The sequence below is a fragment of the Halanaerobium sp. genome (assembly GCF_003070835.1).
Window position 1 is genome coordinate 1 of the sequence record NZ_QBLR01000215.1, and the last position, 5,795, is coordinate 5,795.

The 5,795-nt window shown below is 35.0% G+C and carries 5 protein-coding genes; all 5 read left to right on the plus strand.

Annotated features, from left to right (window positions below; translation table 11 throughout):
- Positions 1-225, plus strand: a 225-nt coding sequence (locus CI949_RS15665; RefSeq protein ID WP_290768007.1) for a DUF4351 domain-containing protein, incomplete at its 5' end; no start/stop codon positions are given.
- A gap of 253 nt (positions 226-478) precedes the next feature.
- Positions 479-1,495 (plus strand): hypothetical protein, encoded by a 1,017-nt coding sequence (locus CI949_RS15670; RefSeq protein ID WP_290768009.1) that lies wholly within the window; start codon positions 479-481, stop codon positions 1,493-1,495.
- Positions 1,496-1,793: 298 nt separating this feature from the next.
- A complete protein-coding gene (locus CI949_RS15675) occupies positions 1,794-2,891 on the plus strand; it encodes a DUF6765 family protein (protein WP_290768011.1) in 1,098 nt (365 codons plus the stop codon).
- Between the two features lie 205 nt (positions 2,892-3,096).
- Positions 3,097-3,453 carry a hypothetical protein gene (locus CI949_RS15680; RefSeq protein WP_290768013.1) on the plus strand — a complete coding sequence of 119 codons (357 nt, stop codon included), beginning with the start codon at positions 3,097-3,099 and terminating at the stop codon, positions 3,451-3,453.
- Positions 3,454-3,545: 92 nt separating this feature from the next.
- Complete coding sequence (locus CI949_RS15685; protein WP_290768016.1) at positions 3,546-5,471, plus strand: SLC13 family permease; 1,926 nt, start codon at positions 3,546-3,548, stop codon at positions 5,469-5,471.
- Positions 5,472-5,795: the final 324 nt, after the last annotated feature.

Sequence of the window (5,795 nt, forward strand, 5' to 3'; positions counted from 1 at the left end):
AAGAAAAAGGGAAAAGAAGAAGGTAGAATTGAGGGTAAGATTGAGGGAAAACAGGAAGAGGCAAGATTAATCCTGATGAGGCAAGTTAAGGCTAAATTTAAGAATTCAGATAATGAAATTATTGATTTAATTAATGAAGCTGAGTTGAGTAAAATTGAAGATTTAAGTGAAAAAATAGTAACTGCAGATTCTAAAGAAGAAATAATTGATTTTTTGAAACATTAAATCATATCTAATGTACATCTATCGTTTATGGAACCAATTGATCAGGCAGAAATTAGTAAAATAGAAGAGTTAAGTGAAAGAATTTCGAAGATTAAAGATTTAAAGGAATTAGAAGAAGCATTAAAAAATTAATTAATTTAAAAATATAGTGGTGACTCCTGGTGGCAATTAAGCTGCCGGGATTTTTTTGCCTCTAATAATTTAAAAGTGTATAATAGTTAAAGAATAATAAAATTTAATGGGGGCTCAGTTGATGAAAGAAAATTTATGGGTTGAAGAACTGGATAATATTGAACCGGATGCAGGCTATAATCAATTATTATCAAATTTTACGAAAAATGAACTGAATGAAATAAGAAAACTCTGGGATTTTCACGGCATTAGCCAGCTTAATAAAGCTGAACTTATTCAGGAATTGACTAAACGAATTGCTGATAATTTAGAATCCTGGCTTCAATACTTAGGCTCAGAACAAACTGAATTTTTAAAAGAAATAATTGTGCAGTGTGAAAAATATTCAGCAGCCTATATTGAAGTTAATGAATTCACTTTTTATCTAGCAGATTACTTTAAAGCCCGGGGAGTAGTATTTTTAGGTCAGCATCAAGAGACCGCTATTTTTCTCATACCAGAGGAATTGAGAAGTAAAATTAGATCTATTTTAAACAAAAAAAGCATTAAAAAACAAATTCGTTTAAATGACAGTTATATTAAATATGCAGTTGGTAGTGCGGTTTATTTTGGAGTTTTAAGCCCTGAGCTTTTATATAACTCTTTAGAGAGGTATCTGACTCCTGAATGGAGAATTGATCCCTTAGATGTAGTTTTAGAATATGGAGAATTTTCGGTTTTAGCTTATAGTGCCGGGCCATTTTTTATTCTGGGTGCTGTTGAAGACGCGCCTGAGATTCTCATTGAAAGAGAAGAACGCAGTGATTTGGATTATTATATCCCATCTAAAAAAGAAATAGAAAATGCTTATCAAAAAGGGCATCCCAGCTGGAACCTTGCCCAGAGAAGATTCAAAAAGAAATTAACCCGTGATTATAAGCTGCCTCAGGAAGAAGCGGAAAGAATTCTTTTTGGTTTTTATTTGATGATTAATAATAATGTCAGTACAGCAGAGATAGTTCGAGTTTTAGCCGAGGATTTTGAAATTGATATTTTTGCAGGAAAAGATGAACTGATTAAGTTGATTAATGATTTTCATAATAATACCAGGCAGTGGGTTTTAAAAGGTCACAGTCCAGCTGAAGTATACAATAAATAAGATTCACGATCAAACTGTGCGTTTAACTCTCGGCCAGACTGCTTTGAAAAGGGATATTAATGAGATAAAAAGTGGCTTCAATTATCTTAATAATGAGGTGGCCAGAAATTCTAGGGATATTTATGTTATGAAAAATGAAAAACATCAATAGTATTCAGCTATACTTTTAAGAGCAGTTCTCAGAAGATTAGGAACTGCTCTTTTTATTTTCAATAATTTTGAGAAAATTTTCACTAAAAAGCAGGAAAAATTTAACTGAGCTCGAAATAGAATTTAAGACTAAAACGAGGTGATAAAATTGAACATTGAATTTCATTATTACATGACCTACCTGATAACAGTCAGAGCAGGCTTTAAGCCAGCAGAGGCAGAGATAATTGCTTACTCCAGTCAGTATATCGATGATAATGATTTGATCTATAATATTGATCAGAATTCTAATTATGCTTACAGCAATTATATTTCTCAGACTAAAAATATTACCAGACCAAAGAAAAATTTATTCCGCATTTATCCGGTCTTCCACTTTATTCCCGGTGATCCTCTGGCTGACTCAGCCCGCCGACGGGATGGTAAACTTCATCTTTTAAATACTACCCCGGACAGCAAAAATGCCAGGCAGGTGCTTAAGCTTGGACTCGACTCAGATAATTTATATAAAATAGGTCTGGCCATCCATTCTTTTGCTGACAGCTTTGCCCATCAGAACTTTGTTGGTTATTATGATGAATTTAACCTGGTGGAGGGGATTCAGCAGAAGTTGAGTTCAATCTTTGATCGTTCAGTTTATAAGATTGGGCATGCAGCTGCCGGTCACCGTCCAGATATTCCTCATGCTCTCTGGCAGGACCCGCGACTCTGTAGGTCTAATTCTCGGCGGGATAATAAGGAGATTTTTTTAAAAGCAGCCGGCAGAATTTTTGAAGAATTAAAGAAGTATCATGATCCAGCAGCTGCAGCAGCAGATATCAAATCTGAAAAAGAAGAATTGCTGGCTGACCTGGGAGCGGTAATCGGTAAAAAATCAGAATGCCCGGAATTGTTTAAGGTTAACAGCCGTAAGCGGCGGCTTAATTGCTGCCGGAAATTAAGTTTAAAAAAAGAATATGGAGCAGCAAAGCTAAAAGATTATGATCCCTCACTCTGGTTTAATAAAGCGGTAAAAATTAATACCGGCTTCTTAAAAATTGACCGCAGCTCAAGCTGGCAGCGGTTGGGCCTGGATTATTTCTCAAAAAAGCTTAAATTCTTAAAAAGCTGTTACAGCTGGAAGAGCGAGACCTATCAAAAGACTCACTGGTTTAAGTTTCAGGAGGCAGTAAAGGAGATGCAGGAGAAGATCATTGAGCTGCTTGATCCGGTGGTATTTGAACGGCTGGAGCTGGCAAACTGGTAAAAAAACAGCGCTCGCGCAAGAAAATAAATAGGCTAAATTCTTCTAGAGGGATAGTTAAATTAAGTTATCTTTAACCTGGATTTGTTTGCTATCAGACTTTGAAAGTAATATAATTAATTTAGTGAGTAATTATAAAGATAGATAAGGAATTTAAATAAATTTTAAAAATTTATGGAGAAAACGGAGAAAGGAGAGTGAAGATGAGGTGGCTGTAGATAAGACATTAAAACTAATCCTTTCTAAGATTGAAGATTTAGATTCCAAGTTTGACGGTTTAGACTCTAAATTTGCAGCTTTAGATTCTCGAGTTGATGGCCTAGAAGTTAATCTTTCAAACTTTAGAGGAGAATTCAACAGTTTTAGTAATGAGACCAATGAAACTCTGGCCCGGATAGAGAAAAGAGTTAATGCCACATTTGAACAGGTTGGAGGTTTAAGTGAATACAGGACTAAAACTGAGTTTCAACTTGATAACATTGAATCTGACATGTCCTATTATGCCCGCAAACAGGTTGAAAATGAAAAAGAAATATATAAATTAGAACGAAAAATGGCAAAATAGCAGTCTTTAAACCTCTCCTGCCGGCGGAAAAGGGAGAGGTTTTTAGTTCTTTTAGAAAGCTAAATTAAAATGGGAAAAAGGAGGGGTTTAAGTTGCTTGAACTAAAAAAATTAATTTTTATCACAGTTCCGCTGGCCTTAGCAGTAGTATTTTTAAGCACAGGATTTGTTGAGGCATCAGCTACTTACCCTCAGGCTAATTTGAAGCCCCCTGCCTTTACCAGTAATGTTGCTGTAGTAATTTTTTTAATAGTTCTGGTCCTGATTTTGTTTATCTGGGAACCACTCCCAATAGGAATTATCGCCATCTCAATACCTGTAATTTTGATTGCCTTAAAAAGCTGGACCAGAGTTTCTGCTGAACAGGCGTTATCCGGTTTTAGCAATAATGCGACTGTAACTGTTATGGCCATGTTTGTAATCAGTAGAGGTATTCAAAACAGTGGCGCTGTAGAAATTTTAGGTAGTAAAATAGAATCTTTTTCTGGAAATAATAAAAGGAAGCAGATTGGATCGATTGCTTCTTTGACAGGTTTTATGGCCAGTGCCATTAATAATACTCCAGTAGTAGCAGCTTTTATCCCAATGGTAACCAATCTGGCAAGAAGGACAAAAATTTCTCCTTCAAAATTATTAATTCCACTTTCCTATTCCGCCATGCTCGGAGGTACAATAACCTTATTTGGAACCTCAACTAATATTTTAGCCAGTGAAGTTTCGGCAAGACTAATTAACCATCCTTTTGGGGTGTTTGAATTCACTAAACTGGGGTTGATAGCTTTTTTAGTTGGTTTTTTATATTTAATTACAGTCGGCTACTATTTAATTCCGGAGAGGATCTCAGCTGCAGGTAAAGACTTACTGGAAGCTTATGAGATGGATCAATTTTTAACTGAGCTAGAGATAGAAAAAGATTCGCTCTTATTAGGCCGGAGTATTGGTCAGGTTTTTAAAGAAATAGAGCTGGATCTAGATATAGTCCAAATCACTAGAGAAGATGAACAATTTATGGAACCCTTAAGTGTAAAAACTATTAGAGCCGGTGATCATCTGGTTATTAAAGGTGAAAGAAAAGCCCTGTCAGAGTTTGCAGCAGCAAAAGGGATCAAATTATTAACTGAAATTCGAGTTAGTCAGAGAAAATTGGAGGATTCCCTGCAGGGACAAAAAGTTGTAGAATTAATTGTTTCTGATAATTCATTTGTAGAAGGAAAAACTATTAATCAGGTTCATTTTCTTGAGCGCTATAATGCTACTTTATTGGCTATTCGACACGGAGAAAAGATTAGGCATAATGAGTTGAAAAATTTCACTTTAAGGTCAGGAGATGTATTACTTCTTTTAGTAACAAAGTCTACTCTAGCCAGATTAGAAAAAAATAAGAATTTTATGATTGAAAGAGAAGCTAGTGAGGAAACAGCTTATCAATTTGCAGATATCGCAACCGGTTTATTAATTATTGGAACAGTGATTTTACTGGCCGCCTTAAATCTTGTTTCGATTGCGGTTGCAACCTTAGGTGGGGTGGTGGCTATGGTAGCTACAGAATTGGTGGATCCTAAGGAAATTTATGAAGCTATAAACTGGGAGGTCTTTTTTCTGCTGGCAGGTTTAATCCCTTTAGGAGTTGCAATTGAAGAGACCGGAACGGCAGAATTTATTGCCTATCAGTTATTAAGAGTAACAGACATCTTTCCCCCGCTAATAATTCTCAGCCTTTTTTATCTGTTTACGGCAGTCTTAACCAGTGTGATCAGCAATAATGCCAGTGTAGTACTGATGATTCCTGTTGCAGTAGGGGCTGCCACTCAACTTGGAGCCAACCCTTTTGCTTTTGTTTTGACAGTAACTTTTGCTTCCAGCTCAGCTTTTTTAAGCCCTATCGGCTATCAGACTAATCTAATGATTTATGGTCCTGGAGGCTATAATTTTAAAGACTTTATAATTGTTGGTACTCCATTATTAATCTTACTATCGATCATTATCCCTATTTTTATTACTCTATTTTGGGGAATTTAAAAAATAGCTAGACAATTTATTTTTGCTGACTATTTTAATAAAATTAAACCTCCTTTCAAAATTGAGTGTTAAAGCTCAGTTTAAAGGAGGTTTCAGTTAAGCTAAAAGTTTAGATTTTATATTTATTATTCGTATTTACTCAAATCAGCATTGTTAATAAATTCTTTAAAAAACACTAAGAAAACGGATAACATTAAACCTAAAACAGCTGCTATTGCAATATTTAACTTGAATTCGGCAAGTAAAAATACCGAATCCAGTTATGATAGTCTTTAAACAGTAAATCTAGTTCAAATTTTTTTGAATAAAAAAATAGAATCTCCC

Excerpts from the sequence above, each read along its gene's own strand:
- CI949_RS15670 (WP_290768009.1), top strand. The coding sequence starts at position 479 with ATGAAAGAAAATTTATGGGTTGAAGAACTGGATAATATTGAACCGGAT.